This window comes from Parafrigoribacterium mesophilum (genome assembly GCF_039652555.1).
Lineage (GTDB): Bacteria > Actinomycetota > Actinomycetes > Actinomycetales > Microbacteriaceae > Parafrigoribacterium > Parafrigoribacterium mesophilum.
The window spans coordinates 1,836,798-1,860,084 of the sequence record NZ_JBDJAF010000001.1 but is presented as its reverse complement, the minus strand read 5'-3'; the positions used below and the strand labels follow the sequence as shown (position 1 = coordinate 1,860,084).

The window sequence follows — 23,287 nt, the reverse complement described above, 5'->3', positions numbered from 1 at the left end:
TTCCCTGTGGTGTCTGATTTTGCGATTAGAGGCGTTGGGTTCTGGAGAGCACGGTCTGGATGACCACCACGATGGCCAGGAACGCTCCGGAGACGACATTTTGCACCGAGGAGCTCAGCGACCCGACCTGATTGATCATGTTCTGGATGACGCTGAGCAGCAGCACGCCCGCGGTCGTGCCGATGAGGTCTCCCCGACCACCGGAGAGCAGTGTGCCCCCGATCACGACCGCGGCGATGGCGCTGAGCTCTAGTCCGACGCCCACGGCTGGAACACCGGACGAGGAGTACGCCGCGTTCAGTGCACCACCGAACCCGGCACAGAGTCCGCTGAGGACGTACACGGTGAACTTCACCCGCGCCACTGGAAGCCCCATGAGCGTGGCGGCGCTCTCCGACCCGCCAATAGCGAGCACCGACTGCCCGCCGCGGGAGCGTGCCAGGATGATCGAGCCGATCACGACGATGGCGATGGCGATGATCACGGGCCAGCGCAGTCCGAACACGTGCCCCTGTCCCACCGCGACGGTGCCGGCATCCTTAATAAGAGGAGTGTCGGCCCCCGCGTTGGTGATGGCGAACACTAGACCCCGGATGCCGAGCAGTCCCGCCAGGGTGACGATGAAAGGGTCCATCTTGGCGTAGGCAATCAGGAATGCCTGGAACGCACCGACCAGCCCGCACACCACCAGCGGCAAGAGGAAGGCACCGAACGGGCCGAATGCCGATCCGTACGCCGCGAGCACCCCACCCAGAGCGAACATCGACCCGACCGACAGATCGATGCCGCCGCCGCCCACCAGAATGACGAACGTCTCACCGATGGCGACGATGAGCAGGAACGAGGATTGCGTCGCGATGTTGTTGAAGTTGCTGCCGGTGGGGAAGGTGGGGAACGCGAACGCTCCGGTGATCACGAGTACGACCAGCACGATGGCGGCGCCGTACCGCTGCACCAGCCCCGCGATCCGCTCGCGCTTGGCTTGGCTGTCGGTGGTGGGACCGGCTGCGACGGTGGTGCTCATCGGACTGCCGCCTTTCCGCGCTGAATATAGACGGCGAACAGGATGATGAGCGCTTGCGCGATCTGCGAATAGGCATCCGGCACGTTGTGCTTGATCAACGTTGCGCTGATGAACTGGAGCAGCAGCGCCCCGGCCACCGTGCCGACGACGCGGATCCGGCCGCCGGTGAGCGGTGTTCCGCCGATCACGACGGCCGTGATGGCCGACAACTCGATCAGGTTGCCGAGCGTGGACGGAACGGAGGCGCCCAATCGCGCGGTGCCGATCACCCCGGCGATCGCGGCGAGGACGGCGCAGAGGATGTAAATGATCATGAGGATGCGCTTCACCGGCAGTCCGGACAGCTCGGCCGCCCGCCGGCTCCCGCCGATCGCGACCAGCTGTTTGCCGAACGTCGTGCGGTTCACCAGGACGTAAGTGGCGAGAATGGCGGCCAGGGCGATGATGACGTTCCAGGGGATTCCGAACAGGTCGCCGCGGCCGATGGCGAGGATGCCGGGGTCGATGACCTGCTTCATTTGCTCGTGGGCGACCAGCAAGGCCACTCCGCGCCCGGCGACCATGAGGGAGAGCGTCGCCACAATCGGCTGCACGCCGATGAACGCCACCATGGCACCATTGGCCACTCCGATCAGTGCGCCAGCGGCCACGGCGATGAGCACGGCCGGAAAGAACCCGTAACCCAGGTAAAGAGGTATCACCGCCGCCGCCAGCGCCATCACCGCGCCGACGGACAGGTCGATCCCCTCGGCCCCGATCACCAACGCCATCCCCAGCCCGACGATCAGCACCGGAACAACCTGAACGAATTGGGTTCGGAAATTGCCGAATTCGAAAAAGTTCGGCGTGAAGAAGAAGTTGTACACGAGCAGGATCGCGATGGCGAGGTAGACACCGTACTTCAGCAGGAAGCTGACCACGGTCCCGCGATCGGGAAGCGTCCACGACGCGGCGGCCGCCCTCATGCGTCGACTCCGGTCGCCACTGGTTCCTGCTCAACGGAGCCTCCGGCCAGGGCGGCCACCAGATGCTCCTCATCCACCATCACACCGGTCAGTTCGGTCTCGACCGAACCGTCCCGGAGCACAACGACGCGGCCGGAACCCTCCACCACTTCCTCCACTTCCGACGACACCAACACGATGGCCAACCCTTCCGCGGCCAGCTCATCGATCAGCGCCTGCACCTCCGCCTTGGCCCCGACGTCGATGCCGCGAGTCGGCTCGTCCAGCAGCAACACCTTCGGGCTCATGGCCAGCCACCGGGCGATCATCACCTTCTGCTGGTTGCCGCCGGACAGTTCAGACACCGCCTGGTCGGGACTGGACGCCTTGATGTGCAGCCGTTTCATGAAGACGTCGGCGATCGCATCCTGCTTCGCCCGGGAGGTGAACCCGGCGCGGGACAGCCGCGGGAGCGCGGCCAGCACAATGTTGTCACGCACCGACAGGTTCGGCACGATGCCCTCGCTCTTGCGATCTTCCGGCAGCATCACGATGCCGGCGCGGATCGCCGCGGACACCGACCCGCTGCGCACCGGCGCACCGTCCACCAGCACCCGGCCGCGATCCAGCTGCATCACACCGGCCATCGCCTTCAGCGTCTCGGAACGCCCCGACCCGAGCAGCCCGCCCAACCCGACGATCTCCCCGGGGCGGATGGTCAGGGCGATGCCGTCGATTTGATGTTTGCGGCTGAGATCCTCGGCGACCAGCACCGGGGGCGCGTCGGTGGAACGGGCGGCCGAAAACGCGGTCACTCCGCCGCGCTTGCCCTCCACCGATCGGCCCAGCATCATGGAAACCAACTCCACGCGGGGCAGCTCCGCGAGCAGGCCACGGTGGACGATCTTGCCATCCCGCAGCACCACGATGCTCTCGCAGACGCGGTAGCTTTCGTCCATCCGATGGCTGACATAGACAATGGCAATACCCTTTTCGCGCAACATCCCGATCACGCGGAAGAGGGTCTCGACCTCCCGCGCCTCGAGGGACGACGTTGGCTCGTCCATGATGACAACACGTGCGTTGATGCTCACGGCGCGCGCCAACGCCACCATCTGCTGTACCCCGAGCGCGAGGCTGCGCAGCGGCCGGCGCACGTCCACGGCGATGCCGTAGGTGTCCAGCAGCTGCCGGGCATCGGCGTACATGCTGCGGAAGTTGATGAGACCGAGAGCGTTCTTCGGCTCGCGGCCCAGGTAGATGTTCTGCGCCACCGACATCAGCGGCACCAGATTCACTTCCTGGTAGATCGTGCTCACCCCGGCGCGTTGCGCGTCGAGTGGGCGAGCGAACGCCACCGGTTCGCCCTCGAACAGCAGCTGGCCGTCATCCGGTTGATAGACACCCGTGAGCACCTTGATCAGGGTCGACTTGCCCGCGCCGTTCTCTCCCATGAGAGCCAGCGACTCACCGGGGTGGATGGCAAAATCCACGGTGTCCAACGCCGTTACGCCGGCAAACCTCTTGGTGACCTTCCGCGCTTCAAGCACGGGCATCGTCTCGCTCACGACGGACCTCCCTGTCACGATCTTGGACTTTCACTGAACCGCTGCGCGGTGAGCTGGCGGCGGTCTCCCGCCGCCAGCCCGGTTGTGTTACTCCGACTGCTAGTACGCCAGATTTACATTCTCCGCGGCGTTGGCGGGGTCGTACGCCTTGTCCTCAATGATGATGTCTTGACCGACCGGCTCTCCAGAAAGGAACGCCTGCAGCGTCTTGAACGCGAGCGGTCCGAACCGTGGGTTGGACTCGATCACTCCGTTGTAGGCGCCGGCAACCATCTGCTGCACCGCGTTCTTCGTGCCGTCGATCGAGTAGATCTGGATGTCCTTGCCAGGAGCCTTGCCGGCCGCGATGATAGCGGCCTGGGCGCCGAGGCCCATCTCGTCGTTCTCCGCGTAGATCGCGGTGATGTCGGGGTGCGCCTGCAGCAGCTGCTCGGTCACCGACTGGCCTTTGTCCCGGGCGAAGTCCGCGGTCTGCTGAGCGACCACCTTGATCCCGGGAGCCTTGGCGGCGATCTCATCCAGGAAGCCCTTGGTGCGATCGGTCGTCACGCCGTTGCCGGACAAGCCGAGCAGGATGGCGACGGTGGCCTTTCCGTCGGTGCCGGCAATCAACTGGTCGGCGGAGCGTTTGCCCTGCTCAACGAAGTCGGAGCCCAGGAAGGACACGTAGTCCTTGCACGCGGTCGCGTTGATCTTCCGGTCGATGGTCAGCACCGGGATGTTCTTCGCCCGTGCCTGCGCCAGCGCCGGCTCCAGGCCGTCGGAGTTCAACGGCGCGACGATGAGCACCTGGGCGCCCTGGGAGATCATGTCCTGGATGTCGGAGATCTGCTTGGTGAGCGTGCCTTGCGAGTTGGTCTTGATGAACTTCTTCACCCCGATCTTCGCCGCCTCTTCAGTGATCGACTGCGTCTCAGCGATGCGGAACGGATTCTCTTCCTTGTCCGACTGCGAGAAGCCGACGACGGCGTCCTTCAGATCGAGCTTCTGCGCACCATAATCCGCCAGCGTGCACTGCGGTCCGTCCGAGGTCTTGACCTGCTGTTGCGTGTCAGCCGAATTCGTGTCCGTCGTGGCAGCGGACCCGGGACTCGTGCATCCGGTGAGCACCATGCCGAGCGCAGCCACACAGGCCAAGCCCGTGGCGAACGACAGCCCTTTGTGTTTCGTTCTCATCTAAAACCCAACTTCCTTGTCGATGCGGTTCTCGTCCCAACGCGCGCCGAGACGGTCAAAACGTAGCAGTCGCTCCGGAACCCGAAACGCTCCCGGACACATTGTTGCAAAATCGTGTCCGGAACTGCCGAAGGAGAACCCGGCCAGCCGGCTCCGATGCGGGTTCGCATCGGAGCAGCTTGACACTAAACGTTCCCGCAGTAAGGTATAGCACAGAAGAAAACCGGTTTACTAGAGCGGTGCCGGAATTAGCGAAAGGGCACCCAGTGGCCGTAATCGAGTCCGTCGCGGCGGATCTCTACCGAATTCCACTTGCGACCAAGCTCACGGACAGCACGCACGGCGACATGGACTATTTCGAACTGGTCACGGTCACCATTCGGGACGTCGACGGTGCCCAGGGGGTTGGCTACACCTACACGGTCAACGCCGGGGGCGAAGCGGTGTCCGTGATGATCAACCGCTACCTCACCGAGGTGCTCATCGGCCAGGACGCGGACCGGATCGAGGCGCTCTGGCAGAAAATGTGGTGGCACCTGCACTACGCCGGACGCGGCGGACACCAGACGTCCGCGATCTCCGCGGTCGACATCGCGCTGTGGGACCTCAAGGGACACCGGCTGAACGCGCCACTCTGGAAGTTGTTCGGGGGCTACGACCCCAAGGTCCCCGTCTATGCCGGAGGGATCGACCTGCAACTGAGCACCGAAGCCCTGCTCGCCCAAGCCGACCGGTTCCTGTCCGAGGGGTTCCGGGCGATCAAGATGAAGGTCGGGCGCCCGGACGTGCGCGAAGACATCGAGCGGGTCAGCCGGATGCGGGCCCACCTGGGTGACGGGTTCCCGCTGATGGTCGACGCGAACATGCGCTGGAGCGTCGACGAGTCGATCCGGGCGGCACGGGCGCTGCGCGAGTTCGACCTGGTCTGGTTGGAAGAGCCGACGATTCCAGATGACCTGCCCGGCTACGCGCGCATCCTCCGCGACGGCGGGATGCCCATCGCCGGCGGCGAAAACCTGCACACGCTGCACGAGTTCCGCGCCGCGATCAGCGCGGATACGCTGTCTTACCCGGAGCCCGACGTGAGCAACTGTGGCGGGATGACCATGTTCCGCAAGATCGCCGTCCTCGCCGAGGCACACAACCTGCGCGTCACCAGCCACGGAGTGCACGACCTCACCGTGCACTGTTTGGCCGCCGCACCGAACAGAACCTATATGGAGGCTCACGGGTTCACCCTCGGCGCCTACATGGCGAACCCGATGCCCATCGTCGACGGCTGCGTGATCGCGCCGGATGCGCCGGGTCACGGGATCGACCTGGACTTCGCCGCCCTGCAGCCCCACCTTGATTCGAGCTTTTCACCCGCACGATAAACATCAACCACAAAGGAGAAACACGCACATGGGAACACTCGACAACAAGATCGCCCTGATCACCGGAGCCGCATCCGGAATGGGCAGGGCGATGGCTGTGGCGTACGCGGGCGAGGGCGCCCACGTCATCATCGCTGACATCAACCTCGAGGGCGCGAACGCGGTCGTCGAGGAGATCACGGCGGCCGGTGGCAGCGCCTCGGCGAAGTCGCTCAACGTCATGAACACCGCAGAAGCGAAGGTGCTGGTCGACGAGATCGTTGCCGAGCATGGGAGCCTGGACATCCTGGTCAACAACGCCGGAATCGGCATGATCAAAGCCGTGTGGGAGACCGAGCCCGACGAGTGGGACCGGATCTTCGACGTCAACGTGCGCGGCCTGTTCTTCCTGTCCAAGGCCGCGTGCGAACCGATGCGTCGCCAAAAGAGCGGCAAGATCATCAACATGGCGTCCATCGCCGGCCGGCGCGGCGAAGCCCTGGTCAGCGCATACTGCGCGTCCAAGGCCGCGGTGATCTCGATCACCCAGTCCGTCGCGTTGGCGATGGCACCTTACGGTGTGAACGTCAACGCGATGGCGCCCGGCATCGTGGACACCCCGTACTGGAAGGCCGTCGACAAGCAGTTCGGCGAGATCACCGGCAAAGCCGAGGGCGAGACGTTCAAGGAGGCGGCCAGCGGCGTGCCGCTGGGTCGCACCTCCGTGCCGTCCGACATCGTTCCGCTGGCCATCTTCCTGGCCGGGCCAGGCTCCAACTACATCACGGCGCAGACGTACAACGTTGAGGGCGGAATGGTGATGAGCTGATGAGCGTGACTCTGTTCAGCGACACCTCGCTGCTCGGCGCCAGCCCGGCCATGCTCGTGGCCGGCGACTGGGTGCGCACCGAGCACACCCGCCCGGTCGACAATCCCGCCACCGGCCGCGTGCTTGCCGCGGTACCGGAGGCGACCGAGGCACACGTCGAGGCCGCCGTCGCGGAGGCACACCGCGCGCAGCGGGAATGGGGGCGGCTATCGTACGCAAAGCGGGCCGCGGTGCTGCAGGAGATCGTGCGGCAGACCGAAGCACACGCCGAAGAACTGGCGCAAATCGTCGTCGCCGAGCAGGGCAAGACCATCACCGAGGCGCGTGGCGAGATCGGCGGCGTCGGCGCATTCTTCGACTACGCGATCAGCCAGAAGTTCCGCACGACCGGCGACGTCGTAGCGCCCTCGGCATCCGGTGAGCAACTCCTCGTGCGCGAGGTGCCGGTCGGCGTTGTCGCGGCGATCATTCCGTGGAATTTCCCGGCCGCCATTTTTGCCAGGAAGGTGGCACCGGCCCTCATGGCCGGCAACGCCATCGTCGTGAAGCCCAGCGAGCTGACGCCGCTGTCGTCGCTGGCGATGGCCAAGGTGTGTGAACTGGCCGGCCTGCCCCGCGGGTTGGTCAGTGTCGTTACCGGAGGCGGACGCACTGTCGGCAAGGCACTGGTGGAGCATCCCCTGGTCGACATGGTGACCGTGACCGGCTCGACCCGCGCTGGACGCGAGATCTTGGCGCAGACCGCCCAGCGGATCATCCCGGTCTCGCTGGAATTGGGCGGCAAGGCGCCCTTCATCGTGTTCGACGACGCGAACCTCGACCTCGCGGTGGACGAGGCCTTCAGCGCGCGGTTCGCCAACTGCGGTCAGGTGTGCACCTGCAACGAGCGCACCTACGTGCAACGCGGCGTCTACGATGAGTTCGTCTCCCGGTTCGTGGCGAAGGTCGCCACACTGAAGGTGGGCGACCCGCTGTTGGATTCCTCCGACATGGGGCCGAAGGTTTCGCAAGCGGAATGGGATAAAGTCAAGGACTTCGTCGATTCGGCGGTCGCCGCCGGGGCGCGCCTGGAGCTGGGCGGCGGCACGCCGGACGGTATGCAGCACGATGGGGGCTTCTGGTTTGCCCCGACCGTGCTCACCGGTGTCACCAACGAGATGCCGGTCATGCAGCGGGAGGTGTTCGGCCCGGTGCTGCCGATCATTCCGTTCGACACCTACGATGAGGTCATGGAGTGGGCCAATTCGACCGAGTACGGATTGACCTCCTACGTCTTCACCGAAGACATCCGTACCGCGATGTCGGCCACGGATGACCTCGAATTCGGCGAGGTTTATGTCAATCGGATCGGGCCGGAAGAGGTGCAAGGCTTCCACACGGGATGGAAATTGTCCGGGTTGGGCGGCGACGACGGTCAACACGGGTTCGAACGCTATACCCGGCGCAAGTCGGTGTACCTTCGTTATGGAAGGGCTGCAACTGTCTAGCGGTCGAGCTATAAAGAAGTCCCGCGGGCGGGCCCGATTGGTCGACGTCGCTGCGGCATCCGGGGTAACGAAATCCGTGGTCTCGCGCGTCCTCAACGGTGACCCGTCGCTGCACATCCGCGATGAGACGCGCACCCGCATCCTGGACCAGGCAACGGCCCTGTCTTATGAACCGCATGCCGGCGCAAAGGCACTCGCCGGGGCGCGTCCGGATGCGTTGGCGCTGCTCATCCCGGACCTCACCAATGCCGTCTACGCGAGAATCGCGCGCGGTGCGTACCAGAGAGCGAGGGAGCACGGTTACGTCGTGCTCCTGGCGGAGGACACCGAGGACTCGCACGCGCAATCCGATTACACGGATCTGGTGAGCGCGGGCCGGGTCGAGGGACTCCTGATCGCCTCATCACGGGAGGGCCATCCATTGCTGGCACCCGGCCGACTGGACAACATCCCGCACGTCTTCGTCAACCGGTCGGTTCCGAACTCACGGCGGAACGTGAGCATCGACCTGGCGGGAGCCAGCGCGATTGCATACCAGTATCTGTACCGACTGGGACACCGCAAGCTGGGGCACATCTCCGGCCCCGGCGAGCTGATGCCCGCCCGCGAACGCGAGGCCGGCTTCGTCGGTGCCGCGGTGGCAGCGGGCGAGCCCGCACCAATGGTCGTGCACGTGGCCTACAGCGTGGAGGGCGGCTACCGAGGGACGCGACAGCTGCTGGAGCAGCATCCGGACATCACGGCCATCTATGCCGGGACATTCCAGCAGGCGGTGGGCTCGCTCAAGGCGCTGCACTCGCTGCGCATCCGGATTCCGGAAGATGTTTCGGTACTTTCATACGACGACCTACCGGTCGCCGAATTCCTCGAACCATCGCTGTCAGCCATGGCGCTGCCGCTCCTGGAGTTGGGTCGCGCCTCGGTGGACGCCCTCGTCGAGCAGCTACAGGGCGAGCCTCCGAGAGATATGCTCCTCGGGCACGACGCTGCCATCATCGAACGGTCCTCGACAGGACGACCTCCAGCTGCAGGACGCTAGCCGGCGACCGGGGTCCTTCCCGCTTCGGGGCCGGCCTCGGGTCGACGTCAGGATGTGGCGAGATCGAGATTGGAAAGGGCAGACCCGCGAGTGGGCCGTGGCTGGGGCTGGTTGCTTGAATGCAGCTCCGCCGCCGCTGGGGGCTGCTCGTCCGTCTGCGGAGCCAGGGCGCGATAGATCGTGGCTCTGGAGGTGCCCAACTCACGCGCGATGTCCCGCACCGGCACACCCTGTTCCTTCATGATGAGCACTCTCTCGACATTCATCGCCGACAATGCGCGCGGCCGGCCGCCAACGTGTCCACGAGCCCTCGCCGAATAGACGCCAACCACGGTTCGTTCCCGGGCGAGCGAGCGCTCCAACTCGATAAACGAGGAGACGACTCCCAGCAGCGACACCGCCGAACCGCTGAGGGTGTCGATGTCTTCCACGACGGCAACAACGGCGATGTTCCGATTGCCGAGCAGCTCCATGAGCGCCAGGATGTTGGGCAGGGTGTTGCCCAACCGATCCAATCTCCAAACCACTAATGTGTCGCCGCTGACCAGGCGGTCCAACGCGGCAGTAAGGGCGTGCCGTGAAGCCTTGGAACCCACGCTGATGTCTTCCAGTATGAGATCCACACCTCGCTTGAGAAGGATGTCCCGCTGGAAGTCGGCATTGTGCTCAAAAGGGCCCACCCAGATATAGCCGATTCTGGTCACGTTGCACCCTCCTCACACACCTTCATTGTCCCCCGACGACGGCAAGACTACCTAAGATCTCTTGGAGGCCGGTGAGCGGTCGGGCTCCCCCAAGCGGACAAAGCCGAAGCTAAGCTCAGAGCCATGCGGACGATCAACGAAGTTCGACAAGATTTCTTAGCCCTGCACGTTCCCGGCACGCCGCTGCTCATCCCGAATCCGTGGGATCTCGGATCGGCGAAGCTGCTGGCCACCCTGGGTTTCCGAGCTCTGGCTACCACGAGCAGCGGGTTCGCCGCCACTCTGGGCCGAGCGGATGGCGAGGTGAGCCGCGAGGAGGCGATCGCCCACGCCGCCGCCCTGGCCGACGCGGTGGAGGTGCCGGTGTCCGCCGACCTGGAACACGGGTTCGGCGCGGCCCCCGACGCCGTGTTCGCCACGGTGAGCGCCGCCGCGGCCACCGGCCTGGCCGGCTGCTCCATCGAGGACTTCTCCGGCAATCCGGAAGCGCCGATCTATCCCATCGAACTCGCCGCCGAGCGCATCGCCGCCGCCGTGCAGGCCGCCCACGAGCCAGATGTCCCGCTCGTGCTGACCGCGCGTGCCGAAAACCTCATCCACGGAATCCATGACCTGGACGACACGATTCTCCGGCTACAGGCGTTCCAGGAGGCGGGCGCCGACGTGCTCTACGCACCGGGACTGACCCGCCTCGAGGATGTGCGCAGCGTGATCTCCGCCGTGGATCTGCCGGTCAACGTGCTGGCGCGTCCGGGGCTCGGTTCCGTCGCGGAGCTGGCGGCAGCATCCGTCGCCCGCATCTCGGTCGGTGGCGGATTCGCGTTCGCGTCGTTCGCCGCGCTGACCCGCGCCGGCGCCGAACTGCTCGAACACGGCAATTTCGGCTACCTGAACGACGCGGCCCAAGGGCACGCACAACTTGTTGCTGCGATCAACCCTCCAGCCAAGGAATAAGAGGAACCTCACCGATGAGCGCCATCACCACCGCCACCCGCGCCAACACGATCGGCGCCCTGCTGCGCCGCAGCGTCTCGATCAACGGGCCGGCCACCGCGCTGGAGTTCGAGGACCGCAGTTGGACCTACGCCCAGTTGGATGACGCCGTCAACCGGGTCGCGCACCGGCTGCTCGACCTCGGCGCGACCCCGGGCTCCCGCGTGGCCACCTATGGCAAGAACTCGGATGCCTACCTCATCCTGTTCCTCGCCTGCGCTCGCGCCGGGCTGGTGCACGTTCCGGTGAACTTCGCACTCAAGGGCGACGAGCTGTCTTACCTCCTCGAGGACTCGCAGAGCAGCCTCCTCGTAGCCGACAACGACCTGATGCCGCTGGTCGCGGATATCCGGCGCGCCGGCCAGGCCGCCGACATCCAGACCGTTCTGCCGATGTTCCCCGACGAGACGAAGGGAACGGCCGCCGAATCGGTGCTGCACACCGCGCAGCACGGCGACGCGTCACCGGTAAACGTAGAGGTCAGCGATGACGACCTCGCCCAGTTGCTCTACACGTCGGGAACCACGTCACAACCCAAGGGCGCGATGATGACACAGGCGGCGCTGGTGCACCAGTACGTCTCCTGCATCATCGCGCTCGACTTCACCGCCGCCGACCGGCCCCTGATCGCCATGCCGCTCTACCATTCCGCGGCCATGCACGTGTTCGCGATGCCCTATCTGGCGTTGGGTGCGCGCATCCGCTTGATGCAGCGGCCGGATGTCGCCGAAATGCTGCGCCTGGTCGAGGAGGAGAGCATCGGGTCGCTGTTCCTCGCGCCGACCGTGTGGGTGCCGCTGGCCAATCACCCCGACCTGGACACCCGGGACCTGTCCTCGCTCACCAAGGCGCAATACGGCGCGTCGATCATGCCGGTCACGGTGCTGCAGCGGCTACGGCAGCGCTACCCGAACATCGGGTTCTACAACTGCTTCGGCCAATCCGAGATGGGGCCGCTGGCCACGGTGTTGCGTCCGGAGGAGCACGACGCGCGTCCCGCCTCCTGCGGGCGTCCCATCGTGTTCGTGGAGGCGCGCGTGGTCGCCGCCGACGGCACCGCAGCCGGCGTCGACGAGCCGGGCGAGATTCAGTACCGCTCGCCGAACCTCTTCACCGGATATTGGAACAAGCCGGAAGCGACCGAGGCCGCGTTCCAAGACGGCTGGTTCCGTTCCGGCGACCAGGTCACCAAGGACGCGCAGGGCTTCATCCAGGTGGTGGACCGGATCAAGGACATCATCAACACCGGCGGCGAACTGGTCGCCCCGCGCGAGGTCGAGGACTGCATCTACGAACTCACCGAGGTCGCGGAGGTCGCCGTGATCGGCGTGCCGGATGACCGCTGGATCGAGGCCGTCACGGCGGTCGTTGTGCTCAAGAGCGGTGCAACACTTTCGGGAGCCGACGTGACCGCCCACGTCAAGAGCCGCATCGCCGGATTCAAGGTACCCAAGAACGTGAGCTTCGTGTCGGAGCTGCCGCGCAACCAGTCCGGCAAACTGCTCAAGCGGGTGATGCGCCAGAATTACGGCTCGCGAACCGCCTGATCAGCGCCGCGGACTGCGGATGCGCGGCCATCCGCGCGATCGTCGCCGACTCCTGCGCCAGGTGCGCGCGATACTCCTCAAGGTGCTCCTGGCCCATCAGCTTCTTGGTTTCGGCCAGCACCTCGGGCACGCCAGCGGCGATCGACTCGCAGAGCGCCGACACTCGCGAATCGAAGTCCTCGGGGGTCACGGATTCGTTGAGCAGGCCCCACTGGAGCGCGTCGGGTGCCGACAGTCTGCGGCCGGTGAGCAGAAGTTCCATGGCACGCCGATGACCCACCGCCCGGGCCAGCAAGTAGGAAACACCAGAGTCCGGCGTGAGCCCGATGGCCGCGTAGGCGCCGAGGAACCGGGCGCGCTCCGAGGCGATCACGTAGTCGGCGGCCAGTACCAGGCCCAGCCCGCCGCCGGCTGCCGGCCCGTTCACGGCCGCCACCACGAAGAGCCGCGAGGTGACCAGAGCGAACACGAATTCGTGTACCGCATCGGCCAATTCGGTCAGGAAGGCGGACGGGTCATCCGCTGCAGCCATGCCCTTCACATCCCCGCCGCCGCAGAAGAAGTCCCCGGCACCGGTGATCGCCAGCACGAGCACACTCGGGTCGCTCTCCGCCGTCCGCAGCGCGCCGAGCGCATCCCGGGCCGAATCCAGGTCCAGAGCGTTCGCGTCGGCGCGGCGGTCCAGAACCAGGCGGGCCACCCCCGCCCCAACATCCAGCCGAACCATTCCGCACGCCTCCCCTACACCCGTCTCACTACACCCGTCTCAGATACACCCGTCTCAGGCTACCCACCCGCCGCCCCACCAACCCGTTTCACGGAGTTTCTGTTTCTGGCACCCCGGATGCTTGTGGGCCGGGGGCTCGGCGACAGAAACTCCGTGAAACGGGATCAGCGGGCCAGCTCGAGGATGACGCTGCGATGGCCGTCAAGGCGTTGCACCACCGAGAATCCCGCCGCGCGGAGGGCCGGGAGTCCATAACTGTCGGGGGCGATCCCATCCGAGTATTCGACGAGCCATACCCGGTCGACACCAGCGAATCGACCCAGCTCAAGGGCCCGCTCGACCCGGTAGGCCTTGTCGTACCAGGTGCGGTTGCGCTGGAACGGTACCTCGAGCGTGACGTCCCGAAGTCCGGCGAAGCCGTCGGGGTAGGTGTGCATCGCAAGGCGCGGCCGCAGCGACGGCCGCGCCGTCTCATCGAAGACCACCGCGTCGCCCGGCGTCGAATGCCGCGCCAGGGTCGCCGAGATTTGAGCCCAGTCGCTGTCGTTCTTCGAGAACGGCTGGCGCTGGCTCAGGTACACCGGCACGGCGAGTGCCACCAACAGGAGCACCCCGGCCAGGAACATCCGAGACTCTGGCGCCTTCGCGGTGTCGTGTGCGGGCGCGAACCGTGCCGCGAGCAGGTCCACCGCCACGGCTATCAGGATGGCAGCCGCCGGAGCGCAGAACGAGAGATAGCGTGCCGTGAAGTCCTCGAGTACGAAGTGGCTCATGATGAGCAGCACGGACGGCACCAGAAGCCAGGCACCCGCGACCAGTTCCAGGCTCACCCCCGGCGCCGCCGAAATGCGGTCCCTTCGGCTGTGCACCATCCGAACGACAGCGTCCACGCCAACCACGACGAGCAGTAGCCACGCCGCGGCAGCGAACCACCACGCGTTGCCGAACCAGAGTCCGAGCGCGATCGTCACGAACGTGATCTGCGGCGCCGTGGTGAGATAGGCGATCTGTTCCCGCTCGTGTAGCGCTAGCGCAAACAGCGGCATCGCGGCGACGAAGGCGGCCCCAGTCGCCGCCGCCCAGCGCCATAGGAGCGCGCGCCGGTCCGCACCCGAGAGCCGCGCACCCAGAAGCACGGCGAGGTACACCACGGCGAACAGGGTGACGAAAAGGAACAGATAGATTCCGAGCGTCAGCAGCACGCCATAACCGATCCACAGCACCGCCGACCCGGGCCTCCGGCGAACCGCCTCGACCAGCAGCACGGTGAGCCAGGCGGCAATGGCGGAACTGAACGCGAACGACCTGGCTTCCTCGCCCATGTAGGTGACGCGGGGCAGCACTGCGCAGAGGATGCCCGCGGCGATCGCCACCCGCGGCGTCGACAACCGGCGCACCAGCACGACCACGGCCATCACCGTCAGTCCGACGGCAAAGGCACTCGGCAGTCGCAGCGAGAACGGAGACGTGCCGACAACCTTCACCCAGGCGTGCAGCCCCAGGTAATAGGCGCCGTGCACGGCGTCGACCTGGCCGAGCATCCGGAACAACGACGGGATCGACCGCTGCGCAGACATCGCGCTCGCGGCCTCATCGCCCCACAGCGACGGAATCCACGAGCCCAGCAGCGACACCAAGGTGGCAAGGGCACCCAGAGACGCTGCCGTGCCGATGTCGCGGGCGGATGCGCCGCCGACCTCCGGGCGCATCGGTCGCGTCAGCGTCGAGTGGAGACGATCCATCACCACAGTAGAGGCCGGTCGGCTTAGAAAATGCCCAGGACACGACCCACCTGGCAGCGTCAGTCGTGTAGCAGTGTCAGTGTGGTCCGTTCCCTGGCGTTTCTACGCGGGCTCGGACCGCGCATCGTAGTGCTCGTAGGCCGTCGCGCCGAGCACACCTCCGCGGCCGTCTCGAACAGGGCCTCGCAAATTCAGGAAGTGGCGTGACTAGTGGGAACCGCCGGCCTCGGAATCTGCCACCGCTGCCCGCTCGGTGACGCAACCTCCTGAATTTCCGTGGAGGCAGAGAAGGAATAGCAGGTGAGGAAAACACTTTTTGTGACATGTCACCAATTTGGGAATACCGCCGAGGTCCATGCACTTGCATAGAGTTATGACAACCAACACCATCGAAACCACACCCACATACATCCAAGGCACCTGGAAGGTCGATCCGGCTCACACCAAGATCTCCTTCACGGTGAAGCACCTCATGATCAGCAAGGTGCGCGGCACCTTCGAGAGGTTCGACGTCACAATCGTCACCGCGGAGGACCCGCACGACAGCAGCATCGAGGCCGTCATCGACGTAGCCTCCGTCAACACCGGCCAAACCGACCGTGACAACCACCTCCGCACAAGCGACTTCTTCCTCGTCGATGAGTTCCCGACGATGACCTTCCGCTCCACCGCGCTCCACGCGGACGGCGACGACTTCACGGTCGAGGGTGAGCTCACCCTTCGTGGGGTGACCAAGCCGGTGACGCTGACCGGTGAGTTCGGCGGCGTGATCACCGACCCCTACGGCCTCACCAGGGCCGGCGCCACCGCCACCACCACCATCAACCGCCAGGACTTCGGCGTCAGCTGGAACGCCGCGATCGAGGCGGGCGGGATGACCCTCGGCGACAAGGTTAAGGTCGAGATCGACATCGAAGTGGTGCTGCAGAAGTAGCATCCGACCGCGAGCGATACCCTTCCGGACGAGATCGCCCGCCGCGGCGGCATCCGATGACCGGAAAGGTATCGCTCGCCTTCCCAGACGCGAGCAGAGCACGCGTATATGCTGGAGCCGGGTGTGCTGCCCGCAGCGCGGCGCCCAACCCGGAAGGCCCGCATGAGCGATCTCACCCCGTTCCCCTCCGCGGCGTCGCTCGGTTACGGCGATCAGGGCAATCCGCTCGTCGTCCTGCTGCACGACTGGTACGGCAGATTGCCGTGGCTGCGCCCCTACGCGGAAGGTCTCGCTCGTCGCGGTTTCCGTGTCGTCGTGCCCGACCTCTTCAACGGCGTTACCACCACCGACCCAGCCGAAGCCGCCCGCCTCATGGGCGAACTCGACCTGCGCACCGCTCTCGCGCAGATCGACGACACCATCCTCGGCGCGCGCGCGCAGGGCTCGCCCCGAGTCGGTGTGATCGGCTTTTCCATGGGCGGTTGGCTGACCCTGCTGCACGCGCAGGGCGGCTCAACGGATGCCGTCGTGGCGTACTACGCGAGCCTGCGCGCGACCGAACAGGGCCTGATCCCCTGCCCGGTTCTGCTCCAACTCGCGGAGGTGGACGAATGGGCGGAAACCGAAGATCCGGAATCCTTCGTCGACCGGGCCAAGGATCACGGCACTCCGATCACCCAGTTCACCTATTCCGGAACGCAACACTCGTTCGCCAATGCCGACCTCCCCGACCGGGTGGACACCCGTGCGGCCGCCCTTGCGTACGCCCGCACGGTGAGCTTCCTCGAGGAGTACTTGCTGGACTGAACTCGCGGCGCTCGGCCTGGGCGACGGTCAGTGCACATCCCAGAGGTGATGCATCGGATCGTGCGCGGAGTACAGCGCCAGCGAGGCGACGGTGAACAGCGCGCCATCGCCGCGCCGTCCGGTGCGTGACCAGGCGTGCTCCGGCACCGAGTCGAGCTCCGCCGCATACTCGGCCGCCGCTTGCTCCAGTTCGGCCGCCACCCTCACCGGCTCCTGTTCGCTGTAACGCTCCGCGACCGCGAGCGCGTCGCCGTCCCAGCTGGGGAAGGTCGGATCATCGCTCTGCAGCATGAGCGCGACCCGGTACTTGAACAGCCGTAGCACGTCGCGCACGTGTGCGCCGTACTCCACCGCGGACCAGACGTCGGGATGTAGCCGCACGGCGGCATCCGCCCGCTGCAGCACCGCCGGCCATTGCTTAGCGTTCGCGCGGATCTTCCCCGCGACCTCGCGCGGCTCGAAGGCAGCGGCGTCAAACCCGCACTGCGGGCAGGGGCGACGCAGCACCCAGGTCCAGTCCTTGGTGTCGGGAACAATCGGCATCCTCCCATGATGCCCTGTTGCGGCAGCGGCTAGGTTGATGGCGTGCCGACATTCCGTGATGACCCCGTCCCGGAAACGCGTTCGCTGCACCGACCGCTGAGCCCGTGGCCAGTGTTGGCGGGTGTCGGGGCCGGAATCGTTCACGCCACACTGGCGTTGGCGACGGCCAGTCGCCTCACCGACGTGCCGCCGGGCGCGGCAGGCGTAGCGTGCGGCTTCCTGGCCATCGCCGCGATCGCCGAACTGGCCTGGGGCCTGATTGGGCTCGTCATCAACCGGACTGCCGTGCCGCGCTTTGCTCGATGGGCCGCGCTGGTCCCGGTCGTGGGCTGGGTGCTCATGCTCGTCAGCGGTGAGCTGGGCAGCGGTGCGCCCGCGGACAGTTTCGCGCTCCCGTTTCTTCCGATGGGCACCGCCACACTGTTCGACCTGTTCATCGCCGCTGGACTGAGCGTGCGACTGCGCGCACCGCGCCGGGCGTCGTCACTGCACCCCGGCAGCGACCGCGCCGACGTGCGCGGCGCATCCGTGCTGAGCCTGGTTGCGGCGGGATTGATGGTGTCCGCCCTGGTCGCACCGGCGTTGTCCGAGACCGCCTCGTGGCGGCTACAGGTAGCGGACACCCAGCAATTTACGCCCGAACACGGGGCTCATTAGAGTAGAGTTCGGCTGAACATTCCCCCGAGAACCGAGCCAGAGTGTCCATGACCACACCGTTTTCCCAGGCGCTCAGGGAACGCACCTTAGAAACGCGCAAGCGAGTCGGTAGCGGCCCCTTCATGCGGGATTTAATGCAGGGTAACGGAACGCGGGACGATTACACCGCACTGCTGGTGCAGCAGTACTTCGTCTACACCGCGCTGGAGGGTGCGGCGGGGCGGATGAAGAACGACCCGGTTGCCGGGCCTTTCATCACGCCCGCCCTGGTCAGAGTGCCCGCGCTCACCCGCGACCTGCGGTACCTCCTCGGAGACAACTGGCGCGCCACCATCACCCCGCTTTCCTCGACCCGCCACTACGTGCACCGCATCGACACAATCGCCGCCACCTGGGACGCCGGTTTCGTGGCCCACCACTACACGCGCTACCTCGGTGACCTCTCCGACGGTCACATCATCCGCACGCTGATGCAACGCCAGTTCGGCTTCGACAGCGACGGGGTCGAGTTCTACCTCTTCGACCAGATCCTGCGCCCCAAGTCATTCAAGGAGGCCTACTGGGCGCGCCTGGATGCGATGGGGTGGAGCAACGAGGACCGTCAGCGCGTCGTCGACGAAGTGCTGCTCGCCTATCGTTACGCCACCGAGGTGCTCGACGAGCTGCAGTCGGCCAAGGCTAACTCGCACTAACCCGTTTCACGGAGTTTCTGTCTCCGAGGGCAGTGGATGCCCGAGATCAGGTGCCGGAGGGTCAGTTTCTCCTTGAAACGGGTCTCAAACGGGTTGGCGTCGGGGGTGGAGTTGGGGCGGGCGTTGGGCGGGATTCAGGCCGGCACTGTTCCGGCAGCGATGCCGGGGATCGCCTGAGCCAGGGACATGAATCGACGCACGTTCTGATCCACGATGATGTCGCTGGGTCGCAGCGCGCGGGTGAGGTAGAGACCCTCCAGCTGTGAGATCCGGCTCAGCGCCACGTAGGTCTGGCCAGGGGCGAAGGAGCGCTGGCCAAGGTCGACGATGGCACGGTCGTAGGTTTTGCCCTGAGACTTATGGATGGTAACCGCCCAGGCTAGCCGCAGCGGGAACTGGGTGAACTCGGCCACGATGTCGCGGGTGAGCTTCTTGGTCGCGGTCTGGTAGGAGTACTTGAACTTCTCCCACACGGCGGGCTGCACCTCGTGCACCTCGCCGTCCACCTCGACGAACACCGTCGAAGCGATCTGCACGACCGTGCCCACGGTGCCGTTCACCCAGCGCTGGTCGGGGTCGTTGCGCAGGAACATCACCCTGGCGCCCACCTTGAGCTCGAGGGACTCGTCCGCCGGGTAATTGCGGCCGCCGAAGTCGCCGTTAATCTCCGCCTTCGCGGTGCGGATGCGCCCGGGCAGCTTGTGCAGTTCGCGCGCGTTGATACTGCCGACGGTGTCGTTCCTCGTGGCCAGAGTGATCGCACCATCTGCCGGTGCCGGGCGAGCGCCGGTGGCGTTGAGCCGGCCGGCGATCTCCGCGGTCACCTGCCCGTGCCGCACCGCGTTGAGCATGAGTTTGAACTCTTCCTCGTGCTGACGGTGGATGACATTGAGCTCGAAAATGCGCAAGGTCGCCTCGTTCCACACCTTGGCGTCGAAAAACCACATCGAACGGTACTGATCCGAGAAGTAGGCACGCTCATCGGCATCCCCGGGAACCGGGGCGAGTTGGTAGGGGTCTCCGAACAGGACGACCTGCACTCCCCCGAACGCCTCGGCCGGCCGTTGCCTGGCCTGGCGCAGGCTGCGGTCGACCGCGTCAAGCAGGTCGGCGTTCACCATGGAGATCTCATCGATGACAAGCGTGTCGATGCTGTTCAGCAGCTTGCGCAGGCGGCCGTCCTGCTCGATCTTCTGCGCCGCGATGACCCCGATCGGCAGCCGGAACAGCGAGTGCACCGTCTGACCGCCGACGTTGAGCGCCGCGACACCGGTCGGCGCGCAGATCACCACCTGCTTCGAGGTGTTCCAGGACAGGTGGTTCAGCAACGTCGATTTGCCGGTGCCGGCCCGGCCGGTGACGAAGATGTGCTCCCTGGTGCTCTCGATCGTCTCGTACACCGCCGCCTGCTCGGCGGAGAGCTGGAACTGAGCCACGGACATCCTTCGCGCGCTTGGACGGGCTCTCCAATCTACCCGTTGCCTCGTACCGCGGCCCGCATGCCGGCCCGGCTTAGGATAATGCAATGACACAGACGGCTGGGGAGGACACGAATCGCTCCCGCCGCCGCCTGACCGTCACCTTCATCCTCCTCGTCGGGCTCACCATCGCGGCCTTCGCGGGAACCGTAGCCGTGCTCAACTCAACCCTGTACAGCGCCAGTGGATTCGTGGGCTCTTACTTGAATGCCCTGGCGCGTCACGACGTGAGTGCGGCCATGGCAACCCCCGGGGTGACTCGGCCAGCGTCTGGCTCGGATGACCTGCTGGTGCCCGCCGCGCTCGGCTCGCTCAAGGGCATCAGCCTGGAGAGCGACACGGTGAGTGGCGACGGTGCGCACCGCCTGGTCTACAGCTACTCGTTCACCGGCAAACGGGAGCGGTCCCGGTTCGTTGTGGAGCGCGCGGGCGTTCATCTCGGCTTCTTCTCCTCGTGGCGCTTCCGGGTCTCGCCGATGGGTCTGCTCACCGTCACACCGCAACACGCCGCGTCGTTTACTGCCAACGGCATCCCGCTCAGCTCGCCAAAACCCGCCGAACCGACCCAATTACGGGTGCTCACGCCGGCCTCGGTGGTGCTGGGACACTCCTCGACGTATTTCACGGCCAAACCCACCGCCGTCGCGGTAACCCAACCGGACAACGTCGCCGCCGAGGTCAACATCCAGGCGGGCGCCGCGTTCGTGAAGGAACTGCAAAAGCAGCTCGACGCGCAGCTGAAGCAGTGCACGACGCAGAAGGTGCTGCTGCCCACCGGATGCCCGTTCGGTCAGCACATGGACAACCGCATCGAGGGTGAACCAGTGTGGTCGATGACGAGCTACCCGAAGCTGGCCATCGTTCCCGGGCCGGCGATCGGGCAATGGCAGGTTCCGCAGACGCCGGGCGCCGCCCACCTGAAGGTCAAGGTGCGATCGCTGTTCGACGGCACTCTGTCCACCTTCGACCAGGATGTGCCGTTCACGATCAGCTACTCGATCACGTTCTCCGACAGCGGCGTTCCCACCATCACCGCGCGGTAACAACGGCGACCATCACCGAACCGGCGGACGGTCATCCGGCACCGTGTCCAGCCGGGCCAGCATTGCGTTGTAGTCGGCAACATCGGCATTCCCGGAACGGTCGGACTGCCGGTCCATCCGCCTGGCTTCTTTCGAATCGCTGCGGAACCACAGATAGGCGACCGTCAGTGCAAGCACCGCGGTAGGAATCTCGCCGACGCTCCAGGCGATGCCGCCGCCGACCTGCTGGTCGACGATCGCGCTCGCGCCCCAGGTGCGACCCATCGCACCGAACCAGTCGGCCAGCAGCAGACCGGACCCGGTCATCAGCGTGAGACCGAAGAACGCGTGGAAGGCCAGGGTGCCCAGCAGCACGATGAGCCGCATCGGGTACGGTGCCCGCTTGGGCAGCGGGTCGATGCCGATGAGCACCATCACGAAGATGTAGCCGGAGAGCAGAAAGTGCACGACCATGAATTCGTGGCCGATGTGGTCGGTCGCCGCCCACCGGAACAGCGGCGAGTAGTAGAACACCCAGAGCGACCCGGCGAAGATGCCCGCGGCGACCACCGGGTTGGTGAGCACTCCGGCCACCTTGGAATGCACGACCCACAGAATCCACTCGCGCGCACCCCGGCTGCCGTCCAGGCGTTTGCGCACCGTCCGCATCGCCAGCGTGACCGGCGCGCCAGGCACCAGCAGCAACGGCACCATCATGGTCAACATCATGTGCATGAACATGTGCACGCTGAACAGGTACTTCTCGTAGACGTTGACACCACCGTTGGTGCTGTAGAACAGCAACGCCAGCCCGGCCAGCCAGAGGATCGTGCGGTGTACCGGCCAACTGTCGCCGCGGCGGCGCAGCCGCCACACTCCGGCGAGGTAGAAGAACGCCAAGAACGCGATCACCAGCACCCAGAGCAGATCGAACCGCCACTGCGTGATGTACCGCGGCAGGGTGAGCTCCGGTGGCAGCGCCTCGCCGGTGAGAATGAAGGCCGGTGTGGTGGTGATCTTCACCTGCGGTACCGGCGTCGCGGTGCGGGCCAAGGCGGCGGCGGTTCCGGATGCCAGTCCCATGAATCCGAGTTCGGCGACGATGAGCCACCAGAAATACCGCGCCCCGCCGACGGCCCGTTGCATTCGCTCGATCAGAAAGCGCCGTTGCGCGAGTCCGAAGAACCCGAGGGCGCCCAGGGCGGCTACCTTCACGAGCACGAGGATGCCGTACGGGGTGAGCAGCGCCGGCCAGTCGCCCAGCCGCAGCGACGCGTTCACCACGCCTGAGGCCGCCACTACCAGGAAGCAGACGAGGGCCAGTGTCGAATACCGGCTGATCACCGGGCCGATTCGGCCGGGCACCAGAGCACCCCGGATCAGAACGATGGTGAGCAGACCGCCGAGCCACACCGCCACGAAGACCAGGTGCAGACCCAGGCTCGTTGTGGCGGCGTCGTGGCCTGCGGTGCCGGCGCTGTGTCCTTGGAGGGCGATCGGGATGAGCCCCGCACCGGCGAACACCGTGACGAACACGAGTGCCGTGTGGCTGCGCACCGCGAAACACAAGACGGTGGTGACGGCGGCGATCAGCGTGGTGGCCAGCCACGCCTGGCCGGGCGCGATCGTGGTGAGGAAGTTGCCGAGCAGCTCGCCGAAGCGGCCGCCGGACGACACCGGCTCCTGGTAGATGCTGAGGAACGTGAAGAATCCGGTGGCGGCCGAGGACACCGCCCAGACCGCGGCCGAACCGGCGGCAACATCGAGGGCGCGTTCGAATTCGGGCTCGTTGTGGCTCAACGCGAAGCAGACCAGCACCAGGGCACCGATGGTGCCCGCCGCGCTGAGGTCGACGAACAGCGTGGCGATCGGCAGTCCGTAGCGCACCGCCGCCCCAGGATCGGACAGCGGCGACGCCGCGGCACCGCCGCCGAACTGCAAGCCGGCAAACAGCGACAGCAACGCGACGCCCAACACGACTGCTGGGCCGGCGATGCGAACAAGCCTTGGCACGACCTC

The 23,287-nt window shown here is 65.9% G+C and carries 21 protein-coding genes; 11 read left to right on the top strand and 10 right to left on the bottom strand.

The features are described from left to right. Positions 1-25 precede the first annotated feature (25 nt). The 4 genes from ABFX56_RS08915 to ABFX56_RS08900 all read right to left on the bottom strand — a co-directional run bounded on the left by ABFX56_RS08915 (position 26) and on the right by ABFX56_RS08900 (position 4,712). A complete protein-coding gene (locus ABFX56_RS08915) occupies positions 26-1,024 on the bottom strand; it encodes an ABC transporter permease (protein ID WP_346232893.1) in 999 nt (332 codons plus the stop codon). After that, a complete protein-coding gene (locus ABFX56_RS08910) occupies positions 1,021-1,989 on the bottom strand; it encodes an ABC transporter permease (RefSeq protein ID WP_346232892.1) in 969 nt (322 codons plus the stop codon). Before ABFX56_RS08910 ends, ABFX56_RS08915 begins: the two co-directional genes overlap by 4 nt. Then, positions 1,986-3,536, bottom strand: coding sequence for a sugar ABC transporter ATP-binding protein (locus ABFX56_RS08905; RefSeq protein ID WP_346232891.1), 1,551 nt, complete (start codon positions 3,534-3,536; stop codon positions 1,986-1,988). Before ABFX56_RS08905 ends, ABFX56_RS08910 begins: the two co-directional genes overlap by 4 nt. A gap of 99 nt (positions 3,537-3,635) precedes the next feature. Further along, entirely contained in the window at positions 3,636-4,712 is a 1,077-nt protein-coding gene (locus ABFX56_RS08900) for an ABC transporter substrate-binding protein (RefSeq protein WP_346232890.1), read from the bottom strand. Between the two features lie 266 nt (positions 4,713-4,978). Between ABFX56_RS08900 and ABFX56_RS08895 the strand changes: the two genes are divergently transcribed. Genes ABFX56_RS08895 through ABFX56_RS08880 form a run of 4 tightly spaced genes read left to right on the top strand, consistent with a single transcriptional unit; the run spans position 4,979 to position 9,422 of the window. Continuing rightward, on the top strand, positions 4,979-6,088 hold the full coding sequence (locus ABFX56_RS08895) for a mandelate racemase/muconate lactonizing enzyme family protein (RefSeq protein ID WP_346232889.1): 1,110 nt from the start codon (positions 4,979-4,981) through the stop codon (positions 6,086-6,088). A gap of 28 nt (positions 6,089-6,116) precedes the next feature. After that, positions 6,117-6,896: a glucose 1-dehydrogenase gene (locus tag ABFX56_RS08890; RefSeq protein ID WP_346232888.1), complete on the top strand. Its 780-nt coding sequence runs from the start codon at positions 6,117-6,119 to the stop codon at positions 6,894-6,896. Then, a complete protein-coding gene (locus ABFX56_RS08885) occupies positions 6,896-8,383 on the top strand; it encodes an aldehyde dehydrogenase family protein (protein ID WP_346232887.1) in 1,488 nt (495 codons plus the stop codon). Before ABFX56_RS08890 ends, ABFX56_RS08885 begins: the two co-directional genes overlap by 1 nt. 37 nt (positions 8,384-8,420) lie before the next feature. Next, positions 8,421-9,422, top strand: a complete 1,002-nt coding sequence (locus ABFX56_RS08880) for a LacI family DNA-binding transcriptional regulator (RefSeq protein WP_346232886.1) — start codon at positions 8,421-8,423, stop codon at positions 9,420-9,422. A 47-nt stretch (positions 9,423-9,469) separates the two neighbouring features. On the opposite strand, the gene ABFX56_RS08875 is transcribed toward ABFX56_RS08880, so the two are convergent. Then, positions 9,470-10,126: a recombinase family protein gene (locus ABFX56_RS08875; RefSeq protein ID WP_346232885.1), complete on the bottom strand. Its 657-nt coding sequence runs from the start codon at positions 10,124-10,126 to the stop codon at positions 9,470-9,472. Between the two features lie 123 nt (positions 10,127-10,249). Here ABFX56_RS08875 and ABFX56_RS08870 point away from each other — a divergent pair, with 123 nt between their 5' ends. Beyond that, positions 10,250-11,080 (top strand): isocitrate lyase/PEP mutase family protein, encoded by an 831-nt coding sequence (locus ABFX56_RS08870; protein WP_346232884.1) that lies wholly within the window; start codon positions 10,250-10,252, stop codon positions 11,078-11,080. 14 nt (positions 11,081-11,094) lie between these two features. Continuing rightward, positions 11,095-12,666 carry a fatty acyl-CoA synthetase gene (locus tag ABFX56_RS08865; RefSeq protein WP_346232883.1) on the top strand — a complete coding sequence of 524 codons (1,572 nt, stop codon included), beginning with the start codon at positions 11,095-11,097 and terminating at the stop codon, positions 12,664-12,666. Here ABFX56_RS08865 and ABFX56_RS08860 read toward each other — a convergent pair. Together ABFX56_RS08860 and ABFX56_RS08855 are read right to left on the bottom strand one after the other, a co-directional pair. Further along, positions 12,623-13,393 (bottom strand): enoyl-CoA hydratase/isomerase family protein, encoded by a 771-nt coding sequence (locus ABFX56_RS08860; protein WP_346232882.1) that lies wholly within the window; start codon positions 13,391-13,393, stop codon positions 12,623-12,625. The genes ABFX56_RS08865 and ABFX56_RS08860 overlap by 44 nt on opposite strands. 164 nt (positions 13,394-13,557) lie before the next feature. After that, on the bottom strand, positions 13,558-15,135 hold the full coding sequence (locus tag ABFX56_RS08855) for a glycosyltransferase family 39 protein (protein ID WP_346232881.1): 1,578 nt from the start codon (positions 15,133-15,135) through the stop codon (positions 13,558-13,560). A gap of 373 nt (positions 15,136-15,508) precedes the next feature. Here ABFX56_RS08855 and ABFX56_RS08850 point away from each other — a divergent pair, with 373 nt between their 5' ends. Continuing rightward, the gene (locus ABFX56_RS08850; protein WP_346232880.1) at positions 15,509-16,069 is read left to right on the top strand and encodes a YceI family protein; all 561 of its coding nucleotides are present in this window, start codon (positions 15,509-15,511) and stop codon (positions 16,067-16,069) included. A 162-nt stretch (positions 16,070-16,231) separates the two neighbouring features. Beyond that, entirely contained in the window at positions 16,232-16,876 is a 645-nt protein-coding gene (locus ABFX56_RS08845; RefSeq protein WP_346232879.1) for a dienelactone hydrolase family protein, read from the top strand. 27 nt (positions 16,877-16,903) lie between these two features. Here ABFX56_RS08845 and ABFX56_RS08840 read toward each other — a convergent pair whose 3' ends face one another. After that, positions 16,904-17,419: a DinB family protein gene (locus ABFX56_RS08840; protein WP_346232878.1), complete on the bottom strand. Its 516-nt coding sequence runs from the start codon at positions 17,417-17,419 to the stop codon at positions 16,904-16,906. 42 nt (positions 17,420-17,461) lie between these two features. Here ABFX56_RS08840 and ABFX56_RS08835 point away from each other — a divergent pair, with 42 nt between their 5' ends. Together ABFX56_RS08835 and ABFX56_RS08830 are read left to right on the top strand one after the other, a co-directional pair. Next, positions 17,462-18,076 (top strand): hypothetical protein, encoded by a 615-nt coding sequence (locus ABFX56_RS08835; RefSeq protein WP_346232877.1) that lies wholly within the window; start codon positions 17,462-17,464, stop codon positions 18,074-18,076. A 47-nt stretch (positions 18,077-18,123) separates the two neighbouring features. Further along, positions 18,124-18,768, top strand: coding sequence for a biliverdin-producing heme oxygenase (locus ABFX56_RS08830; protein WP_346232876.1), 645 nt, complete (start codon positions 18,124-18,126; stop codon positions 18,766-18,768). Between the two features lie 134 nt (positions 18,769-18,902). Here the strand turns inward: ABFX56_RS08830 and ABFX56_RS08825 are convergent, their stop codons facing one another. Then, on the bottom strand, positions 18,903-20,204 hold the full coding sequence (locus ABFX56_RS08825) for an ATP-dependent DNA helicase (protein WP_346232875.1): 1,302 nt from the start codon (positions 20,202-20,204) through the stop codon (positions 18,903-18,905). Positions 20,205-20,293: 89 nt separating this feature from the next. Between ABFX56_RS08825 and ABFX56_RS08820 the strand changes: the two genes are divergently transcribed. Next, a complete protein-coding gene (locus ABFX56_RS08820; RefSeq protein WP_346232874.1) occupies positions 20,294-21,289 on the top strand; it encodes a hypothetical protein in 996 nt (331 codons plus the stop codon). Between the two features lie 12 nt (positions 21,290-21,301). Here ABFX56_RS08820 and ABFX56_RS08815 read toward each other — a convergent pair whose 3' ends face one another. Next, the gene (locus ABFX56_RS08815) at positions 21,302-23,281 is read right to left on the bottom strand and encodes a bifunctional copper resistance protein CopD/cytochrome c oxidase assembly protein (protein WP_346232873.1); all 1,980 of its coding nucleotides are present in this window, start codon (positions 23,279-23,281) and stop codon (positions 21,302-21,304) included. Positions 23,282-23,287: the final 6 nt, after the last annotated feature.

Coding starts and splice junctions, on each gene's coding strand:
- ABFX56_RS08840 (WP_346232878.1), bottom strand. CDS start 17,419: ATGCCGATTGTTCCCGACACCAAGGACTGGACCTGGGTGCTGCGTCGC.
- ABFX56_RS08860 (WP_346232882.1), bottom strand. CDS start 13,393: ATGGTTCGGCTGGATGTTGGGGCGGGGGTGGCCCGCCTGGTTCTGGAC.
- ABFX56_RS08900 (WP_346232890.1), bottom strand. CDS start 4,712: ATGAGAACGAAACACAAAGGGCTGTCGTTCGCCACGGGCTTGGCCTGT.
- ABFX56_RS08820 (WP_346232874.1), top strand. CDS start 20,294: ATGACACAGACGGCTGGGGAGGACACGAATCGCTCCCGCCGCCGCCTG.
- ABFX56_RS08890 (WP_346232888.1), top strand. CDS start 6,117: ATGGGAACACTCGACAACAAGATCGCCCTGATCACCGGAGCCGCATCC.
- ABFX56_RS08865 (WP_346232883.1), top strand. CDS start 11,095: ATGAGCGCCATCACCACCGCCACCCGCGCCAACACGATCGGCGCCCTG.
- ABFX56_RS08910 (WP_346232892.1), bottom strand. CDS start 1,989: ATGAGGGCGGCCGCCGCGTCGTGGACGCTTCCCGATCGCGGGACCGTG.
- ABFX56_RS08885 (WP_346232887.1), top strand. CDS start 6,896: ATGAGCGTGACTCTGTTCAGCGACACCTCGCTGCTCGGCGCCAGCCCG.
- ABFX56_RS08850 (WP_346232880.1), top strand. CDS start 15,509: ATGACAACCAACACCATCGAAACCACACCCACATACATCCAAGGCACC.
- ABFX56_RS08845 (WP_346232879.1), top strand. CDS start 16,232: ATGAGCGATCTCACCCCGTTCCCCTCCGCGGCGTCGCTCGGTTACGGC.
- ABFX56_RS08915 (WP_346232893.1), bottom strand. CDS start 1,024: ATGAGCACCACCGTCGCAGCCGGTCCCACCACCGACAGCCAAGCCAAG.
- ABFX56_RS08855 (WP_346232881.1), bottom strand. CDS start 15,135: ATGGATCGTCTCCACTCGACGCTGACGCGACCGATGCGCCCGGAGGTC.
- ABFX56_RS08870 (WP_346232884.1), top strand. CDS start 10,250: ATGCGGACGATCAACGAAGTTCGACAAGATTTCTTAGCCCTGCACGTT.
- ABFX56_RS08830 (WP_346232876.1), top strand. CDS start 18,124: ATGACCACACCGTTTTCCCAGGCGCTCAGGGAACGCACCTTAGAAACG.